We start from the raw sequence: 18,266 nt of genomic DNA, 5'->3' as shown, positions 1-18,266 counted from the left end.
GTCCGTTACGCTCCCTGAATCACGGTGTCGGCGTTTTCTTCTTCAAGGCTTGCAATGACAAACCTGTAATGCTCGTTGCGTTCTAATAGCTCCGAGTGTGTTCCAACATCATCAATGATTCCCTCGCGCAATAAGGCAACGCGGTCCGCCAGGGCCACAGTCGAGGGGCGGTGAGCCACAATCAGCGTGGTGGTTCCGGCAAGGGTGATGCGTAAGCGTTCGGTCACGGCTTCCTCGGTGCGTACATCTAGTGCCGAGAGCGGATCATCAAGTATCAGCACCCGTGGTTTTGCGGCGATGGCACGAGCCAAGGCGATGCGTTGACGCTGTCCACCGGAGAGGGAAAGGCCTTCTTCTCCAATCACCGTATCCAGTGAGTCGGGGAGCTCGCGGGCGAAGCCCGCCTGGGCCGTATCGATTGCCTCATCGAGCAATGCGATGGTTTCCTTCTCGGTTAGCTCCGGGGCTCCGAGCAAGACGTTGTCGCGGATGGAGGAGGAGAAAAGGATGGTGTCTTCAAAGGCGACTGCTACCTCACGGCGTAAGGCAGTCAAATCCCACTCACGGGTATCGATTCCATCGATAAGTACCGAGCCGGAGGTGACCTCGTAGAGCCGGGGGATCAGGTGCAGGAGTGTGGATTTTCCGGAACCTGTCATTCCCACAAGCGCCATGGTTTCGCCGGGGATAATATCCAAATTGATGTTTTGCAAGATGGAGGTGCTATCGGGTTTGGCATCGGGGAAGCGGAATTGCACATCGCGTAGTTCCAGGTGGCCGCGCGGTTGTTCGGGTGTGCGGGCGTTGGCGGGTGAAGCGATGGTGTTTGGGGTATCCATCACTTCAAAGTGTCTATCGAGTGCGGTCTTAGTTGTCAGTGTCATACCCAGTAGCATCCCGAGTCCCTCTACGGGCCCGGCAAGGACTGCTGCTGTGGCGAAGTAGGCAACGAGTGCGCCGACGCTCAGCTGGCCTTGTGCGGTCAGCCAGAGCCCGGCTACTAGGCCGGCGGCGAGGGTAATTTCTGGGATTGAAACGACGAAGAAGACGAAGTTTCCAAGTGTCCTAGCCTTGACGATCTCTGTGTCACGTAATTGTTTGGCCCGATTTTGGAAACCGTCGTACATGTATTTGCCGCGGCCAAAGGCCTTGATGACACGAATTCCGTGAACGGATTCCTCGACCGCGGTTGCCAAGTCTCCTGCCTGATCTTGGCTCAGACGGCTGGCCGCGCGGAAGGTATTGCGGAAATAGAAGGCCCGGATGGTGATGGGGATAGCCCCCACTAGGTAGATGGTTCCTAGGATCCAGCTACTTGAGAACATCAACACCAGGCCGGTTATGACGGTGACGGTAGCAACGATCAGCATCAATGCACCGAAGGCCAGCCAACGGCGCAGCAAGCTCAGGTCTGACATCGAGCGGGACAGTAGCTGGCCGGAGCCCCAACGATCATGGAAAGCCACGGGTAACTGCTGAAGGTGGTTGTAGAAACGCACGCGCATCTCTGTTTCCAAGCGTGCCGCGGGAGTGATGACGAATTGGCGGCGCAGGAACACCAATACAGCTTCGAGGATACCCAGCCCACCAACAAGTGCGACTGCTAACCAGACATCGCTTCCGCGTCCATCGGCATGTAGCACGTTGTTGACCAGCCAGGCAAGAACCTGCGGGATGGTCAAGGCAATAATGCCAGCGCTCAGTGCGCAGAGGAAGCCAAGGCTGAGCCGCGGCAGGATAGGTCTAACGAAGGGACCCAGCCGGCTTAGCGTCTGTCGTAGGGTCGGCACCCCGCTTTCGGGTGCATGTCCTTGTTGTATTGCCACGTTTCCGACCCCGCTCCAACCTCATCATCACCGAACAACAGTTACGTTACAGTGCGTGGTTGGGATTATTCAATCGGAGTCGGAAGCTCGTTATGCTTTGGCGGTCAGCGTCAGCAAAATTGCTTCGGGTGGGCAAGCAATACGGATTGGCGCAAAGCGTGAAGTTCCGATTCCGGCCGAAACATTCAGCGGAGCCGTGCGTCCCTCAAAATCCCAGTAGGTCAATCCGCGGGCACGCCACGTGGGTAGATCGCAGTTACTCACCAGTGCTCCATACCCAGGAATACACACCTGTCCGCCATGGGTATGGCCGGCAAGAATGATATCTGCTCCGGCCCCGGTGAACGCATCAAGAGTGCGTTGGTAAGGGGCATGGGTTAGCGCTATGCGAAGGTGCGGTGCCTGATCGGAGGTTGCCGAGCCGGCTGGCCACCCAGCAAAACGATCCAATTCAAGGTGTGGATCATCGACCCCGGTGAAATCTAGGCGGGTTCCGTGCAGTGGCATCGAATAGTTGCGGTTGGTCATATTGATCCATCCGGAAGCACCAAAGGCTGCATGCATCTGTTCCCACGGCAGCTTGTATTTAGGTGAGTTGCGTGGAACGTCGGTTCGTTTGGTTAGGTAGCGCAGCGGATTCTTGGGACGAGGTCCAAAGTAGCAATTTGAGCCAGGCACGAAGGCGCCGGGGAAAGCCATCAACGGCTTCAAAGCCTCAAGCAAGGAATCTAAGCCTTCAAGATGGCCGAGATTGTCGCCGGTGTTGATCACCAGATCAGGCTTTAGATCCGCAAGCGAGTGCAACCACCTGCGCTTGAGCTCCTGATTGGGAGCCATATGGATATCCGAGATATGCAAGACCCTGATCGGGCTCGAGCCTGCGGGGAGTATCGGCAACGACTCTTCACGGAGCCCAAAACGTGTGGCCTCGCTCATCCCGTAACCAATGAGTGCTCCGGCTCCGGCAACTGTGGCACCTACCGCCAAAGCGGCCCCACGCAAGGTGCGTGAAGCCGCTTCGGCTAGGCGATGTGTATCCGCCAATTTAGTCATCACTCTTCTTCGGCTTGGCTGGTTCCTTCTTAGCCGGCTTCGAATCCGACTTAGACTTCGATTTTGAGTCCGACTTAGATTTCGAATCGGACTTCGACTTCGAGTCCGACTTTGAATCTGACTTCGAGCTGGAATCCTCGGACTTCGGCTCAGCCTTAGGCTTTGGTGCCGACTTTGCAGAGCCGAATGACTTGCGCTCGTATTGCAAGACTGCTTCTTCCATGAAGTTCACCCACAGAGGGGCAGCGTAGGTTGAGGAATCTACTGCGTAAGGAGCACGTTTGTTATTGATCATGCTGCTTTGAAGCGTGTTCTTCTTTTCGGCTGCCTGGCTGTTTACACGACCGACCCATGACGCCGTCGAAATGCCAGTTGAATAACCAACAAACCAAGTTGAGGTGGAGTAGTCGTTAGTGCCAGTTTTGCCAGCAATTGGACCGGCAACGCGGCCCTTAGAAACACGGTTTGTCGCGATCTTTTTTAGAGTGCCGTTCAAGTCAGCAACAATCTGTGAGTCAACTTGTTGGCTGCAGGTTTCCTTCTTGACTTTATAGTTGTTGCCAGCTCTGTCGGTTACTGAAGTCAGCGCACGAGGTTCGCAGTACTCACCCTTATTTGCGAACGCAGCAAATGCTGCTGCTTGTGAAAGCGGCGTGATCTTTGAAGACCCAATGACAAAAGCTGGAGCTGTTGGCTTGAAATCTGCGGGAGTGAGGCCTTCGCCGGCTTCCTGATCCTTGACGCCGAGCTTATTGATGTAATCGGTGATGTTGCAGAGATCTACTCGTTTGGCTTCCTGAATAGTCGCAGTGTTAATTGACCAGTAAAGGCCAGTATCTACGGTCATCGGCCGATAGAAACCAGGTGAAGCGTTTTTTGGTGTCCAGGTGCCACCGATTCGTGTTGCACCGCCCGGCAAGCAAGAAGCCTTCCAGCGATCAGAAGAAGTAAAGGTTTCCTTCTTTGCATTGATCGTGTCGTACATATTGTGGCCTTCGTGCAACCACGCAAGCGTTGTGTATGGCTTCATCGTTGAACCGCCCTGGAAGCCACCTGCCCCGCCCAATGACTTTTCTACAGCGAAGTTCAGTACTGTATTTCCGAGTTTTTTCTCAGGATCGTAAGTGGTGTTCTGAGCCATGGTTAGAATATTTCCGGTCCCTGGTTCAACTGATACAAGGGAGGAGAACACGTCGGTATTGGACTTTGCCAATGGATCGATTGACTTACGGGCGTCCCTTGCCGCCTTCTTGTTCAGATCGGCGTTCAATGTTGTCTTGATCGTCAGACCGCCGCGGTACAGCAGATTCTCTCGGTCCTTCTTGGTCTTGCCGAAAGTATCATTCGTGGTGATCAGTCGTGTTACATAGTCGCAGAAGTAAGCATTGTCACCTGCAGCGATGCACCCGGACTTGACGTTGGTGGGCTTGATCCCAAGGTCGGTTTTTACTGCCTTGTCATATTCGGCCTGAGTGATGGCACCGGTACGTAGCATTTGGGCGAGCACCGTGTTACGTCGCTTGAGTGTGCGTTCCGGATACAGCTCGGGATTGTAAGCGGTAGGCAGCTGAACCATACCGGCAAGCATTGCCGACTGTTGAATGTTTAGATCTTTGGCATCAACCGAGAAGAAGCGTTGGGCAGCAGCCTGAATTCCATAGTTTCGGCCAGAGAAAAGAACGAGGTTGAGGTAGCCCTCAAGGATTTCGTCCTTAGACATTTTCTTCTCAATTGAAATGGCAAGCTTAGCTTCGCGTGCTTTATCAGCTAGATCTTTGGTTCCCGAAAAGGTGATTTCGGACTTATCGACTCCATTGATGGAGGCCGAATTGATCAGCAGGTTATTGACGTACTGCTGGGTCAACGTCGAAGCGCCCTGTTGGGATGACGAAGTGAAGTTATTAACCGCGGCACGCAAAATTCCACGCATATCAACGCCGTTATGCTCATAGAATCGTTCATCTTCGATCGAGACGATCGCCTTGCGCATGATCGGGGAAATCTGGTCCAACTTAACGGGTTGGCGATTTTCGGCATAAAACGTGGCAAGCGTGGTGCCATCCGCTGCCAAGACCTTCGACGGTTCGGAAATCGCCTCTTCCTTGAAATTGGCAGGAAGGGCGTCAAAGATCTCGCCCGCCGCCTTCGCGCCAGTGCCGGCAAATGAAGCGACGGGGATCATAAGTCCCGCCGCAAGGACGCCACATAAAGCGCTCACCCCAAAGAAGGCAACGATCTTGCCGAGGGTGGTAGCCGTGTCAAAAAAAGGAGATTTCTTAGCTGCCATGCAGACTAGTTTACAAGGACGCGCTAACGTATCGGTTATGACCAAATGGGAGTACGCGACTTTACCGCTAATTATTCACGCCACAAAGCAGATTCTGGACCAGTGGGGAGACGACGGCTGGGAGCTTGTTGCAGTCGTCCCCGGACCAAACGGAAATGCACCAGTGGCCTACCTTAAGCGCCCCAAGGCCTAAGCACAGAAACGAGATATACCCATGCAAGAACAGAGAATTTCAGCAATCGAAGCTCGGTTAGCGGAGCTTGGTTACGAGCTGCCAGCAGTCGCAGCACCTGTCGCAGCCTACGTCCCAGCCATGGTGACAGGAAACCTGATTTACACTTCCGGTCAGCTGCCGTTTATTAACGGGGAACTCACAGCGACAGGAAAGGTTGGAGCCGCAGTTTCGGCCGAAACCGCTGCCGGTCAGGCTCAGGCATGCGCACTAAATGCGTTGGCTGCAATCAAGGCCGAAATCGGTAACCTTGATCGCATCACCCGTATCGTCAAGGTTGTTGGCTTCGTGGCCTCCGATCCTTCCTTCACGGGCCAGCCGGTTGTCATCAACGGAGCTTCCGAGTTCCTTGGCGCGGTCCTGGGCGATAAGGGCATTCATGCTCGCTCCGCCGTGGGCGTAGCGGCATTGCCACTTGATGCGCCGGTTGAAGTTGAACTGATTGCAGAGTTTGAATAACCAGCACGAAGCAAATGGCCCCGTGAACGGTGTTCCAGTGATTAAATCGCTGAGCCCGGCCACGGGGCTTTTGCGCAGGCTTTTTCCGTTGCCGCCCGAGCAACGAGATGCAGCGGAAAATTGGGTTACCTATGGCAGCCGCACCCCGCGAGCAGCTCGCAGGGCCTCTTCGGTGGTGCTCATCAGGGACTCCCCAAACGGTGTGGAAACCTATCTGGGTTATCGAAAAGGCGGTTCACCGCTCGGGAGTGTCGCATTTCCCGGTGGCAGCCTAGAAATCGATGATGAAGAAGGTATTCCTTGGTACGGGCCTAGCCTTTCCGATTGGTCAAAGCGCCTTGGCATCCTTGATCAACGATTAGTCCGCGCCCACATTGTCTGTGCGATCCGCGAACTCTTTGAAGAAACCGGAGTACTCCTTGCGGGAACCGACGAACTTTCGGTGATAGAAAATTGCGTCAATGAAGATTGGATGACGGTTCGTGAAGCAGTTGCCGGCCAGGATAAGAACTTCATTGATGTGTTGACCAAGCGTGGTCTGGGGTTACGTACGGATTTGTTGCGCCCTCTTTCGCATTGGATTTCCCCAAACTTCGCTTTGCGCAGGTTTGATACTCGTTACTTTGCAGCTGCCTTGCCGGTGCGCCAGGAACCTTCGCTGTTGCAAGGCAAAGGCCAGTGGGCAGGATGGCTCGTTGCCTCAGAGATCCTCGGGGCGCGGGACACCCATGTACTGGGGGACAGCGTGGGAGCAATAGACACCGTGGGGCTGCCTTTGAGCATGATCACAACCCCAGCGGTAGAAGTGATCTTAGAAAAGATTGCCTCAACGCGTGGCACTGTCGCTTACCTATCGGTGCGCCGTGAATTGAAAAGCTATCATCCGGAATTGGTCCGGGTTGGTGAGGACTTTTTCCTTGACGTCACAACCACCACTGCTGCCGAAGGCGGCGGAGGGGGTCGCGGGCGCTAAGCGATAGCGCAAACAGGGTTTTAACGAAGTAGGGCGGTGTTTCTAGGTTTTCCCTAGATACACCGCCCTACTTACGTACCGTGGAGCTTAGCGTGAGCGCTGGCGCAAACGCTGAATGTCCAAAATCACCACTGCGCGTGCTTCAAGACGCAACCAGCCACGCTGTACGAACTCGGCAAGTGCCTTGTTCACGGTTTCGCGCGAAGCGCCAACCAGCTGGGCTAGTTCTTCCTGAGTCAGTTCGTGGGCAACCAAGATGCCGTCGGTGGCCGGGCGACCGAAACGGTCGGCCAGATCCAACAGAGCCTTGGCAACACGGCCCGGAACGTCAGAGAAGACCAAGTCGGCAAGCGACTCGTTGGTGCGACGCAAGCGTGAAGCCAGTGCCTGCAACAACTGAACCGAAACTTCCGGGCTGGTCTTGATGACCTTGCGAAGGTTTTCGTGACGCAGGCCAGCAAGGCGAGTCTCAGAGACTGCCGTTGCCGTGGCGTTGCGTGGGCTCGGGTCGAATAGTGCCATTTCACCGAACAACTCGCCGGGGCCGAGCACCGCAATAAGGTTTTCACGACCATCGGAAGACGTACGGCCCAGCTTGATCTTGCCCGAAACAATGAAGTAGAGCTGATCGCCCTGGTCTCCCTCGCGGAAGACCGAAGCGCCTCGTGAGAGGTCCACTTCAGTTAGTTCTTCAGTCAATGCAGAGAACACCTCGTCGCCCAATGAAGCGAAGAGTGGTGCTCGGCGCAGTACCTCGATGTCCATAAAATCTCCTGTCAACTGTCTTTAGCGCTAATCCAATTGTGCCGTACACATTGCCCATGTGACAGCTTCCACACGCGTTTTTGCCCTAAATGTGGTTAGAATCGCGGGGAACTGTCAGAGACGACGGTTAGACTCGGGTCGTTGACCAGTGGCCTAGGTGCCGTTTTTAGGCGTACTGCATGTATGAGAGTGGGAGTCCAAACGTAATGTGGGGAATGACGTGGCTGGATTTTTTGCTCATTATTTCGTTGATCGGATTCTTAGTTTCCGGTCTACGTAAGGGCTTCTTTGTCACACTTGGCGCGATTATTGGCTTCTTAGCCGGTGGAACTGCGGCGTTCTTCGGTATCCCGTTGGTCTCAACCTGGGTATCAAATCCGGGCTGGAGAATCTTCTGGGTTATTACCGCCGGAGTAGTTTTCATTTTGATTGGCCAAGGCATCGGCATGGCCATTGGAGCAAGAATCCGCTTATGGCTGAACTTCCCCGTACTGAAGAAATTTGACCGTCTTTTGGGCGGTGTTGCCAACACTGTGATGGCTTCCTTGGTGATTTCGGCGATCGCATTCTCCGCTGCCACCATGGGTATTCCCTTCGTCACCCAGCAGGTAGCAAGTTCCAAGGTCATTGGAAACATTGAAAAATGGACGCCCGAACCGGTGCGAAACTTTATCGAGTCCGCTCGTTCAACTGTGATGGGTCAAACGATCCCCGAACTTCTAGAACCCTTCGCGCCGCAACTTGAAACCGAAGTTCCCGAAGAGTCCTCGCTGAGCGATGAAGTAAACGTTGCGGCTAAATCCGTCGTGAAGATTATTGGTACCGCATACGCCTGTGGCGTTAACCAATCGGGGTCCGGATTTGTCATTGCCCCGGAACGCATCATGACCAATGCCCACGTGGTTTCTGGAATCACCGAACCCGCTGTCACCACTCGAGACGGAGATGTGCTTTCGGCAAAGGTCGTCTACTTTGACTCGGTCGCTGACATTGCCGTCTTAGATGTTCCTGGACTGGACGTGAAGCCGCTGGTGCGCGGTGGGGAGCTTGGCCGAGGAGATATTGCGGCATTCCTTGGCTTCCCCGGCGGAGGCTCGTTCAAGGCTATGGGGGCCGTGATCGAATCCTTGAGCACCATTTCGATCCAAAACATCTATGGGGCAGAACCTACACCACTGCGTATTTACCAGTTGGCAGGTGACGTTGAACAAGGAAACTCGGGCGGACCGCTTGTGGATTCCAAGGGCAACGTTGTTGGCATGATCTTCGCTAAGGCCAAGGGCGGCACCCAAGTGGGATACGCACTGTCCCTGACTGAAATCGATAAGGCCTTCAGCAAGGCTTCAATCTTCACGGAACCGGTTCCAACCGGGGCCTGCTCACCGCACTAAACCGCTGAGTAAGGCCAACGCATAGAGTGCTAAACACCTAGCGGGTTGGAGTGTTCTTGCTTATGTTCTGTGGAACGTCGCACATAGATGCTCAGATGATCGATACGTTCAATGCTCACGAGCTCCGGAGCGGGAACGTTACTCATTTTCTAGGTGCTTGCTTGTTGTGTCATCCAATGAAGTTCGGCCCCGTGCTGCCCCGTGTGCGCGAGCGGAACCCCATTGAGTGCAAGGACGAAGAAGCCAAGTGCTGAAGATTGTTGGGTATCTCCGTCTAGGTCCATAAAAAAGTTTTCGTTCGACACCCAATGGCAGTCCAAGCCCGAAACAGTCGTGGCAAAACGTTGCCGCGCGGACGGGTCAAGATATGCCAAGACGGCCGAATGGAACACCACAGGAACCGCACCGGCAGGAACGGCAGCCACGAGGCTTGCAATCCGATCGTTGAGATCCCCGGTCATTAGATCAGGGATCCCGGCAGCACTTTCAATAACACCATTTTTGAGGTCGTTGAGCCTTTCTAAGGCCTTGTCGAGTTGTTCCAGTCTGCTGGTTTCTCCCGGCCACACAAGGGCACGTAACCATCGAATGGTATCCGGGTCCGTCCCGTCCAGCGGGTTAAGATCGACTCCCGCGCGCCACAGAAGCTGCGGCAAAGAGAGGGGCAGCGGTGGATTTCCGGATGTTGCACATTTGAGCAACGGGGAACCCGAACCAATGGGGGAGGCACCGTCGTAGGAATACGAGTACAAGTCCGGAAGCAAACACAATCCAGCCGAAGGTCCGACCTCGATCAGTGCCAAGGGACGTTGCTCCTGCTGCGCAATCATGGAAAATACCGGAAGCAGGGTTGCGCAGCGGCCCGCCTCATTGGTCTGGGTGCTGTGCGAGAGCATTACTGCACGTACCTGTTGCCAGCGCTGGACAATAAATGCGGCAGCTTCCTCAAACTCGGTATCCCCACTGCCCAGGAACCTTATGGCGGCAAAGAGCAGATTTGGCTGTTGCTTAGCCGTGGGCATGGACGCTAAAAGATTGAGAATCGCTCGGTTACCTGCCACGCCATCGGCCCACCGCACATAGAGCTCGCTATGCCCATGAAACCAGTGCGCCGCGTACTCTTTGTACACTTCAGCAATGCGTGCAGCCGCCTCGGTGCTCATGAAACAACCTTCCTGAAGGGGAATTTTGTGCCGCGGAACCAACCGGATGTGCGGGGGTTGGCAAGAGTGTTTAGCGGTTATCCAAGTGGATGAGTTGCTGAACTGCTAATACATAGCCATTGACCCCGGCACCAACAAAGATTGATGCTGCCACGGGTGAAATATAGGAGTGATGACGGAATGCTTCGCGCTGGTGCACATTTGAAATATGTACCTCAATGACTCGGGCCTCGGTACCGGAAATGGCATCCGCCAAGGCAACCGAGGTGTGGGTGAAGGCTCCGGGGTTGAATACGATACCTGCAACCTTGCCGCGTGCTCCATGGATTGCGTCAAGAAGCACACCCTCATGGTTTGACTGTAAAAATTCGGTTTCGTAACCGGCGGCAGCTGCGGCTGTGGCACAGAGTTCCTGAACATCAGCTAGTGTCTCGTGCCCGTAAATACCAGGTTCTCTGGTTCCCAAAAGATTCAGGTTGGGACCGTTGAGGACAAGAATTTTCTTGGATGTATTTTCACTCATGCTCCCACTCTAATCAGCTAGTCATGCAGAGACACAGTAGGTGAAGTAATCATGCTTAAGCACGGTGGGTGGGTTCGCCAAGTAAATTTCTTGGACCAACCCACCCACCGGGTGTTGCTAAAAACCATTGCGTAGCTAAAACCTACTTGCGCATCGAATCCGCGATCTGTGCCATGACCGTGTTATCGGCCAAGGTAGTGGAATCTCCAACCTCGCGGCCTTCGGCAACATCCTTGAGCAGGCGGCGCATGATCTTGCCCGAACGAGTCTTGGGTAGCTCCGGAACAACCAAGATGTGGCGCGGCTTGGCGATCGGGCCAATATCCTTACCCACGTGGTTGCGTAGCGTTGCCACAACGTCCTCGCCTTCGGCCGGTTCGATCTGCAGGATCACAAAGGCGACAACTGCCTCACCCGTTGTTTCATCCTTGGCGCCAACTACGGCTGCCTCGGCAACGTAGGGGTGAGCAACCAGCGAAGATTCAATCTCGGTGGTGGACAGGCGGTGACCGGAAACGTTCATGACGTCATCGACGCGGCCCAGCAGCCAGATGTCTCCGTCCTCGTCCTTCTTGGCACCATCTCCGGCGAAGTACATGCCCTCAAAACGGGACCAGTAGGTGTCCTTGTAGCGGTCCAAATCGCCCCAGATACCGCGCAGCATGCCCGGCCATGGGTCGCGGATGACCAAGAAGCCACCCTCGCCGTTGCCCACCGATTCGCCCATCTCATCAACCACGTCAACCGTGATGCCGGGGACCGGGGTTTGCGCTGAGCCCGGCTTGGTAGCCGTGACGCCCGGGAGCGGGGCAATCATGTGTGCACCGGTCTCGGTCTGCCACCAGGTATCAACGATTGGGGTTGGCTGATCCTTGCGTTCACCGTTCTTGCCATTGTTGGTTCCAATGACGTCGCGGTACCACATCCACGCCTCTGGGTTGATGGGCTCGCCCACCGAACCGAGCAGGCGCAGCGAGGACAGATCGTAGGAATCCGGGATCTGCCGGCCCCACTTCATGAAGGTACGGATGGCGGTAGGTGCGGTGTACAGGATCGTCACACCGTACTTTTCAATGATTTCCCACCAGCGTCCCTGGTGGGGGGAGTCTGGGGTGCCCTCATACATGACCTGAGTGGCACCATTGATCAAGGGTGCGTAGGTGACGTAGGTGTGTCCGGTAACCCAACCAATGTCCGCGGTGCACCAGAACACATCGGTTTCCGGGTGCAGATCAAAGGTATCGCGGTGGGTTGCCGCGGCCTGAGTCAGGTAGCCGCCGGTGGTGTGCACAATGCCCTTGGGCTTGCCGGTAGTTCCAGAAGTGTAGAGAACAAAGAGGGGGTGCTCGGAATCGTGGCCCACTGCCGTGTGATCGGTCGAAGCGGTTTCAACCGTCTCATGCCACCACTTATCCAGCGAATCGTTCCACACGACATCTTCACCGTTGCGCTTGACCACCAGCACGTTCTGTACCGTGTGCCCCGGCGCAACAAGTGCCTCATCAACGGCTGGCTTCAGCGAAGACGGCTTACCGCGGCGCCAGGTGCCATCAGCTGTAACAACCAGTTTGGCCTCGGCATCATCAACGCGTGAACGCAGCGCGTCAGCGGAGAAACCGCCAAAGACTACCGAGTGGATGGCACCAATGCGGGCGCAGGCCAGCATGGTAATGACTGCCTCGGGAATCATCGGCAGGTAGACGGCAACCCGGTCGCCCTTGGAAACGCCCAGGGATTCAAAGGTGTTTGCCGCCTGCTTCACCGCATCGGTGAGCTGGACGTAAGTGTAGGAGCGGGTATCGCCCGGTTCGCCTTCAAAGTGGATGGCTATGCGGTCACCAAGACCGTTTTCTACGTGACGATCAAGCGCGTTGTAGGCGGCATTGACCTTGCCACCGCCAAACCATTTGGCAACCGGTGCTTGCGACCAGTCAAGAACTTCCGTGAAATCGGTATCCCAGGTGAGGTTCTTGCGAGCCTGATCGGCCCAGTAGCCCAGACGATCCGCGGCAGCCGCCTCATACTGTTCTGGCTTAGCTATTGCATTTGCCACGAACTCTGCGCTCGGGGCGAACGCGCGTGTCTCATGAGAGAGGTTATCTAGGGTTGTTGTGTTGCTTTCCGGCACCGGGTGATCCTTCCAACGGCTGAGGGTTTCCTGTGAGTCAGATTACATCCTTGCGGGAGGTGCTCGTGCGGCTCATCACAATTATGGCAGTAGGGGGCATGAATTGTGCGCTAAGCGGTAAATTGTTCCGTCAAATGGTGTGGGGTCTGTGTGGTGCTGGCCTACAAAGCCGGAAGCTTCCGCTGAATGTTGGCTGATTACGACACCACCACCGCATAAGCGGCATCAACGAGCTATCTAGGCTGTACACGCAGATAGGCTATAAGAAGAGAATTTGATTCATCGGTTGTGTTGTTGGTTCAACACGCTACCGGTGGTCCTTAGATGATTGCTTGAATGTGCAGCGACGAGTAGCAGAAGCGGGGTTCCCCTCATGGAACAAGTGAACGTTGAAACTCAAGGCGGTAAAACTGCCACCGAGCTCCAGGCCTTGGTGGGGCCGCTGACCCTGCGCGATGCAATAGTTATTGCCGGTGCGATCTTGATTTTGGTGGGTTCCATGATCCCCATTCCGTGGACCAAGACGGCAAACGTGAATATGTGGATTTTCCCCGGTCTGCCCTTCCAGCTACTTGTTTCACTGCTCTTGCCCCTTGGCGTGGGTGCCGGCTTCGCCTGGCGCCGTTTGACCGGGCGAAGCCGCGTACGTGTTGGTTCTTTGAGTCTTGACCAATTTGGTTCCATTGCGGCCCTAATTTCCGGTGCTTTCTTCTTCAACTCCTACGCTGCAACCATGTCCCCGGCCTACCTGCTAGGACTGTTGGGTTCGGTTGCCATGATCTTTGGTACCACCCTTGCCCGTTACTTTGGGTTCATGCGCCGCGATTTTCTTCCAGGAGATCCCTCGGTCATTACCGAGGATGTGTACCCGGTGGCGGGTTCTGCTGCCACGAGCAGCACCGCTACTGCCTCGGTGGGGGATGCCAACGAGGTTTTCGGTGCGCGTCAAACCGACGATGGCCCGCGCCCGATACCGCAGACCCCACGAACAGAGACAGCGCTGGGCACCCCAGTAGCACCCGGATCGAAGGAAGCGGTAGTTGCTGTTGGCACCATTGATGAAATAGCTGACGTCGTAGACCCTGCGTCCCAGAAGTCCGCGGCGGATTCAAACCTTGAAGCACATAAGCAGGCCGAAAACCTCGAAAAGTTTGCCAGTGACGAGGAAGAGAAGAAGGCCGAAACCGAATCAACGGCCGCCGAGATTTCACCAAGCCCGGAAACAGTCGCAGACATCGAAGAAAACAACGATTCCAAGGCCAACAACACCGAGGATGCAGCAGTATCGACCACCGATAACGCTGCGTTATCCAACACTTCAGGTGTTGGGACTTCAGTGGTTGAGCCGGAAGTAGATAAAACCGAAGCATCAGTAAAAAGCCCTGAGAAAAGTTCAGACAAGAGTCCAACGGCGGACCGAAGCGTTGATACTAGCGCTTTGAGTCCTACCCCAGCGGCCACGGATCAGGAAGAAGTACCGGGCCTAGTCGCTGCAGCTGCTGTTCTTTCCGAGACCAACAGCAACACCGAAACAGCTAAGGCTACGGAATCTACCAATGAGCCGAAGATACAGGGCTCGGCTTCCACCAAACCCGTCTCAAATGACTCGGCGAAGAGCGAATTCCCCGAGGCCACCTTGGGACAGGATAATGTGGAAAAGCCGGAAAACAGTATTGCCGGAACCGGTCTGAGCCCCGTGGTGTCCGAACCGGTGGCCGATGAGAAGAAGCCAGCACCGAACGTGGCTTCCCAGACGCCGGCCCCAACCGATGCAACAGCGGCAATCCCCGCCGCACGTTTGACGCCTAATGCGACTGCGGCGCTCTCCCGTACAGAGATCGACGCGCAAATGGCTGCGGCAGCATCACAGTCCGAGACAACGGAATCAACATTTGGGGCGCGCGCAGATCTTGTCGCTGAGGATGCGGCGTCAAAGAGTTTTTGGTTTGCTTTGAACCAGTCGCGCGAGGTCTTTGACCCGCGCAATGGATCAAAGCTCACCACCTTGCAGCCGGGTGTGTGGATTCTCTGCCTCGAAGATCGCGGTGGTGACTACCTGATCAGCCTGGATGGGGGACGCCAGGCAGTATTGCGGGACCTTGATAACTTGCAGTTCCCGGAGAACTAAATGCCAATCAAACCCGATGAGACGGAACTTGGAACCAAACGCCGAGCCCGTAAGATCAACCGTGTCTTGGCCGAAACTTATCCCTATGCCGTAGCCGAGCTGGATTTTACAAATGCCTTTGAACTATTGGTTGCCACGGTGCTTTCGGCTCAAACAACTGATGTTCGGGTCAATGCAATTACCCCGGCACTCTTTGCACGCTACCCCGATGCCTTGGCCATGAGCCAAGCACAGCCCGAAGAACTCCAAGAACTCATTCGTTCCACGGGATTCTTCAGAGCTAAAGCCAACTCTTTGATGGGATTATCCACCAGGATTGTTGATGAGTATGACGGGGTAGTGCCGCAGAAGCTTGAAGAGCTGATAACCCTACCGGGGGTGGGACGCAAGACAGCCAACGTGGTGCTTGGCAATGCCTTTGGTGTTCCGGGAATCACCGTTGATACGCACTTCATTCGCTTGGCTCGTCGTTTTGGCTGGACCGAGGAAACCGATCCGGTAAAGATCGAGCATGAGGTCGGCTCGCTTTTCGAAAAGCGGGACTGGGCGATGCTCAGCCACCGCGTGGTATTTCATGGCAGACGCATCTGTTTAGCCCGCAAACCAGCCTGCGGTGCGTGCCCACTGACCACCTTGTGCCCCGCTTACGGCGAGGGGGAGACAGATGAGATCAAAGCCAAAAAGCTTTTGAAATATGAGTTAGCTCCGGGACGCGAAGAATTATTGGATAAGATGCGTCAAGGTGCCACCCGTAGGGAGCTGCGGGTCCAAGGATATGGATTAGAAGCTTGAGCGTACGCGAAGAACTTTTGGCGATGGTGAATCGTCAGTCACATCTGGTGGGAACCGGTCCCGAAGATGCTACAAAGATGCCAGAGACGTGGGTTTTCAATGATCTAGATCCGCACAAGGCACGGCATGCAGCTGTCTTGATTCTTTTTGGGCGCCTTGACGACGTTCCGGCTTCAAGCGCTGTTTCTTCGGTACATGAAGACCTTGATGTGCTCTTTGTGACCCGTGCCGACACCCTGCGTAAACACGCGGGCCAGGTTGCTTTCCCCGGCGGGAAGGTAGATCCCGAAGACGCCGATGCGATTGCCGCGGCGATCCGTGAGGCCCAGGAAGAAACTGGTCTTGATCCATCCGGTGTTGAGATTCTGGGGGTGCTACCGGATGCCGAACTTCCTGTCACTAACTTTATTGTGACCCCGGTAATCGGTTGGTGGCATGCCCCATCGGATGTTTTCGTTGTTGACCCGGCCGAATCTGCAACGGTATTCCGTGCCCCTGTGGCAGACCTTTTAGATCCCGCCAACCGGGTGAACTCGGTGGTTCAACGCGAGGATTCGGTGTTCAGCGCACCAGCCTTTGATGTGGAAGGCGGGTTCATCTGGGGGTTTACTGCCATTGTGCTCGACCGGATGTTCAATGATCTGGGCTGGACGCTGCCGTGGGATGAAACCCGCGAAGTTCCCATTGAAGTACTCCACGGGAAGTCTTCCTAAAGGTAGGTTCCGTGGTTACCTATTTGGCCTGATCATATGACTGTACGATCACAGCCGTGACCGGGAAATCTACGGGGATCGTGCCAAAGAGCAGTAGGGCTGCTGCATGAGCCGATTCGTGAACTAATTGAACAACGCGTTCTGCCTGTGCGGCGGGGACATGCAGCATGATTTCATCGTGCAAGAAGAATACCAGCTGCCCTAGGTCGATCCCTTCGGCCGCACCAAGCCGTAATCGCCTACGTAGCTCGCCCATCCAGCACAATGCCCACTCGGCCGCTGTGGATTGAACAATAAAGTTTCTGGTGAACCTCCCACGGCTGCGTGCCTCGGATTGGGCCCGCCGTGAAGCTTCCTCCGAGTCAGCACGTTTTTGGACTCGCATCCATTCCTCTGATGCTGCCCCCGACCCACGGCCCAGGAAAGAAGCGACGGAGGCTCCCGTTTCACCTTGCTGGGCGGCCCATTCAACAAGGCCCACGGCGCGCGGGTAAGTAGATTTGAGCTTGGGCATGAGTCTGCCCGACTCTCCTGTGGTTGCCCCATACATGGCTCCGAGCATGGCAAGCTTGGCGTGCGCTCGATCGCCACCAAAACCTGCATCCGCAATGCCCTGATAGAGGTCTTTGCCGCGTGCGGCACCGGCCAACGCAGTATCGCGTGAGAGCGCGGCAAGGACACGAGGCTCTAACTGGGCAGCATCTGCCACCACCAAGACTTTGCCATGATCGGCACGCACGGCCGAACGTACTTGATGTGGAATCTGTAGTGCACCACCACCGCGTGAGGCCCACCGCCCGGTAATCACCCCACCAACCACGTATTCGGGTTGAAAACGCCCTTGATTGACCCAACGGTCCAACCACGCATATCCATTAGCGCTGGCAAGCCGTGCAATTTTCTTATAGGCGAGCAATGGCTCAATGACCGGATGCTTTATTTCGGTAAGTTCCCAGGCTCGGGTATTGGTGATGGTAATCCCCGCTTGATTCATGGCACGCAAAAGTTCTTGTGGTGAATCAGGGTTCAGAGCCGGGGCACGAAGAATTTCACGGAGCTGTGTGGCAAGGTTCTCCATATGAGGGGGCCGAACCCCGGCTGGTACTCGCGGTCCAAGGGCATCGATGAGCAACTGTTGATGCACAGCCACATCCCAGGGAACACCTTCATGTGTCATTTCCGCACCGATCAAGGCACCCGCCGATTCCGCGGCAATCAGTAATCCCAAACGTTTACCGCGCTCATCTGTACCCACAATGGCGCGCTGTGCCAAAAACCTCGTCCGTAGGTTCTCCAAAGCACCGGAATCATCCTTGGGCTCGGAGAAGAGTTCTCCCTGATCTTCCGATACTCGTGCCGGAGGCAACAAATGGGCAGGAGCCAGCGTTGCAGGATCTGGTTGGCTACGCAGAACGGTGAGGTAATCACCGGGTAAGGAGTAGGGGGAGTTTCGTAGAATATTATCTGTAAGGCCCAAGTCGTGTGCCTTGTTGATGGTATGCCCGGCAGCCAAAATCCTTGGATACCACTCATGGATCGAATCAAAAACCCATCGTGGGGAATGAGCTTCCAATTCGCTAACCACCCGTGGCAGATCATTGCCGTAGATCTGCACCAGCGGCATCAGTTCCTTGCCATGAGCATCGATGAGCTGAATTACAGCTGATGCTGCACCGGCTTCTTGCTCGGGCTGGGAGACGGCATGGGTGGCCACTATCGCGAATTGTTGCACGCTTCATTCTCGCAGTACCCAACCACAACTTGGCATCTGCCACGACTTCCCCACACAAGAACGTTCACCTAAGTACTCCCACACAACCGGGCACCTACACG

Annotated in this window: 15 protein-coding genes; 7 read left to right on the top strand and 8 right to left on the bottom strand. The window is 55.4% G+C overall.

Annotated elements, in window-relative coordinates; translation table 11 throughout:
* Nucleotides 1-5 precede the first annotated feature (5 nt).
* From CQ018_RS03350 to CQ018_RS03340, 3 genes are all read right to left on the bottom strand, one after another.
* Complete coding sequence (locus tag CQ018_RS03350) at nt 6-1,826, bottom strand: ABC transporter ATP-binding protein (RefSeq protein ID WP_105548516.1); 1,821 nt, start codon at nt 1,824-1,826, stop codon at nt 6-8.
* 90 nt (nt 1,827-1,916) lie between these two features.
* A complete protein-coding gene (locus CQ018_RS03345; protein ID WP_105548515.1) occupies nt 1,917-2,879 on the bottom strand; it encodes a metallophosphoesterase in 963 nt (320 codons plus the stop codon).
* Complete coding sequence (locus tag CQ018_RS03340) at nt 2,872-5,166, bottom strand: transglycosylase domain-containing protein (RefSeq protein WP_105548514.1); 2,295 nt, start codon at nt 5,164-5,166, stop codon at nt 2,872-2,874. Before CQ018_RS03340 ends, CQ018_RS03345 begins: the two co-directional genes overlap by 8 nt.
* On the opposite strand from CQ018_RS03340, the gene CQ018_RS03335 reads away from it, so the two are divergent.
* From CQ018_RS03335 to CQ018_RS03325, 3 genes are read left to right on the top strand one after another with little or no spacing between them, the layout of a single operon-like run.
* Nucleotides 5,165-5,359 carry a hypothetical protein gene (locus CQ018_RS03335; RefSeq protein ID WP_105548513.1) on the top strand — a complete coding sequence of 65 codons (195 nt, stop codon included), beginning with the start codon at nt 5,165-5,167 and terminating at the stop codon, nt 5,357-5,359. The genes CQ018_RS03340 and CQ018_RS03335 overlap by 2 nt on opposite strands.
* A 21-nt stretch (nt 5,360-5,380) precedes the next feature.
* Nucleotides 5,381-5,857, top strand: coding sequence for a RidA family protein (locus CQ018_RS03330; RefSeq protein WP_105548512.1), 477 nt, complete (start codon nt 5,381-5,383; stop codon nt 5,855-5,857).
* 37 nt (nt 5,858-5,894) lie between these two features.
* On the top strand, nt 5,895-6,830 hold the full coding sequence (locus CQ018_RS03325) for an NUDIX hydrolase (RefSeq protein WP_105548698.1): 936 nt from the start codon (nt 5,895-5,897) through the stop codon (nt 6,828-6,830).
* 87 nt (nt 6,831-6,917) lie between these two features.
* Here the strand turns inward: CQ018_RS03325 and CQ018_RS03320 are convergent, their stop codons facing one another.
* Nucleotides 6,918-7,595 carry a Crp/Fnr family transcriptional regulator gene (locus CQ018_RS03320; protein WP_105548511.1) on the bottom strand — a complete coding sequence of 226 codons (678 nt, stop codon included), beginning with the start codon at nt 7,593-7,595 and terminating at the stop codon, nt 6,918-6,920.
* A 206-nt stretch (nt 7,596-7,801) separates the two neighbouring features.
* Between CQ018_RS03320 and CQ018_RS03315 the strand changes: the two genes are divergently transcribed.
* Complete coding sequence (locus CQ018_RS03315) at nt 7,802-8,986, top strand: MarP family serine protease (protein WP_105548510.1); 1,185 nt, start codon at nt 7,802-7,804, stop codon at nt 8,984-8,986.
* Nucleotides 8,987-9,135: 149 nt separating this feature from the next.
* Here CQ018_RS03315 and CQ018_RS03310 read toward each other — a convergent pair whose 3' ends face one another.
* From CQ018_RS03310 to acs, 3 genes are all read right to left on the bottom strand, one after another.
* Entirely contained in the window at nt 9,136-10,149 is a 1,014-nt protein-coding gene (locus CQ018_RS03310) for a DUF2332 domain-containing protein (RefSeq protein WP_105548509.1), read from the bottom strand.
* 70 nt (nt 10,150-10,219) lie between these two features.
* Nucleotides 10,220-10,672 (bottom strand): type II 3-dehydroquinate dehydratase, encoded by a 453-nt coding sequence (gene aroQ / locus CQ018_RS03305; RefSeq protein ID WP_105548508.1) that lies wholly within the window; start codon nt 10,670-10,672, stop codon nt 10,220-10,222.
* Between the two features lie 142 nt (nt 10,673-10,814).
* Nucleotides 10,815-12,800: an acetate--CoA ligase gene (acs, locus tag CQ018_RS03300; RefSeq protein WP_105548507.1), complete on the bottom strand. Its 1,986-nt coding sequence runs from the start codon at nt 12,798-12,800 to the stop codon at nt 10,815-10,817.
* 373 nt (nt 12,801-13,173) lie between these two features.
* On the opposite strand from acs, the gene CQ018_RS03295 reads away from it, so the two are divergent.
* The 3 genes from CQ018_RS03295 to CQ018_RS03285 are packed head-to-tail and all read left to right on the top strand — an operon-like array spanning nt 13,174 to nt 16,433.
* A complete protein-coding gene (locus CQ018_RS03295; protein ID WP_146111807.1) occupies nt 13,174-14,928 on the top strand; it encodes a hypothetical protein in 1,755 nt (584 codons plus the stop codon).
* Complete coding sequence (gene nth / locus CQ018_RS03290) at nt 14,929-15,720, top strand: endonuclease III (protein ID WP_105548505.1); 792 nt, start codon at nt 14,929-14,931, stop codon at nt 15,718-15,720. It begins immediately after the preceding gene.
* A complete protein-coding gene (locus tag CQ018_RS03285) occupies nt 15,717-16,433 on the top strand; it encodes a CoA pyrophosphatase (RefSeq protein WP_258142378.1) in 717 nt (238 codons plus the stop codon). Before nth ends, CQ018_RS03285 begins: the two co-directional genes overlap by 4 nt.
* A gap of 19 nt (nt 16,434-16,452) precedes the next feature.
* On the opposite strand, the gene CQ018_RS03280 is transcribed toward CQ018_RS03285, so the two are convergent.
* Nucleotides 16,453-18,147 carry a bifunctional 3'-5' exonuclease/DNA polymerase gene (locus tag CQ018_RS03280; protein ID WP_258142377.1) on the bottom strand — a complete coding sequence of 565 codons (1,695 nt, stop codon included), beginning with the start codon at nt 18,145-18,147 and terminating at the stop codon, nt 16,453-16,455.
* Nucleotides 18,148-18,266: the final 119 nt, after the last annotated feature.

The organism is Arthrobacter sp. MYb227 (assembly GCF_002975435.1).
Lineage (GTDB): Bacteria > Actinomycetota > Actinomycetes > Actinomycetales > Micrococcaceae > Paeniglutamicibacter.
This window is presented reverse-complemented; position numbering and strand designations above follow the sequence as displayed.

Bases quoted from the DNA above. Each gene is read 5' to 3' on its own strand.
- CQ018_RS03315 (WP_105548510.1), top strand. From the start codon at position 7,802: ATGTGGGGAATGACGTGGCTGGATTTTTTGCTCATTATTTCGTTGATC.
- CQ018_RS03345 (WP_105548515.1), bottom strand. From the start codon at position 2,879: ATGACTAAATTGGCGGATACACATCGCCTAGCCGAAGCGGCTTCACGC.
- CQ018_RS03320 (WP_105548511.1), bottom strand. From the start codon at position 7,595: ATGGACATCGAGGTACTGCGCCGAGCACCACTCTTCGCTTCATTGGGC.
- CQ018_RS03340 (WP_105548514.1), bottom strand. From the start codon at position 5,166: ATGGCAGCTAAGAAATCTCCTTTTTTTGACACGGCTACCACCCTCGGC.
- CQ018_RS03310 (WP_105548509.1), bottom strand. From the start codon at position 10,149: ATGAGCACCGAGGCGGCTGCACGCATTGCTGAAGTGTACAAAGAGTAC.
- CQ018_RS03330 (WP_105548512.1), top strand. From the start codon at position 5,381: ATGCAAGAACAGAGAATTTCAGCAATCGAAGCTCGGTTAGCGGAGCTT.
- aroQ (WP_105548508.1), bottom strand. From the start codon at position 10,672: ATGAGTGAAAATACATCCAAGAAAATTCTTGTCCTCAACGGTCCCAAC.
- CQ018_RS03335 (WP_105548513.1), top strand. From the start codon at position 5,165: ATGCAGACTAGTTTACAAGGACGCGCTAACGTATCGGTTATGACCAAA.
- nth (WP_105548505.1), top strand. From the start codon at position 14,929: ATGCCAATCAAACCCGATGAGACGGAACTTGGAACCAAACGCCGAGCC.
- CQ018_RS03295 (WP_146111807.1), top strand. From the start codon at position 13,174: ATGGAACAAGTGAACGTTGAAACTCAAGGCGGTAAAACTGCCACCGAG.